Genomic DNA, 222 nt, shown 5'->3' on the forward strand with positions numbered 1-222 from the left:
AAAAGGCACATGCGAAAATATGAATGGTTTAATTAGGCAATATTTACCTAAAGGGATTGATTTAAATCAGGCAGATCAGCATTATTTAAATCAAGTTGCCATGTCACTGAATACTCGTCCTAGAAAGGCGTTAGATTGGCTTACACCATTAGAGAAATTTGCTCAGCTTGTTGATTATCATATGGCTTTTGAAACTGTCGCACCTCATGTTTGAATTCGCCC

General features: G+C 36.9%; 1 protein-coding gene. It reads left to right on the forward strand.

From position 1 onward, the window contains the following. On the forward strand, window positions 1-214 hold a 214-nt coding region (locus D7V20_RS19735), incomplete at its 5' end, for a hypothetical protein (RefSeq protein WP_005139060.1). Window positions 215-222 lie beyond the last annotated feature (8 nt).

The sequence above is a fragment of the Acinetobacter rongchengensis genome (genome assembly GCF_003611475.1).
GTDB classification, from domain to species: domain Bacteria; phylum Pseudomonadota; class Gammaproteobacteria; order Pseudomonadales; family Moraxellaceae; genus Acinetobacter; species Acinetobacter rongchengensis.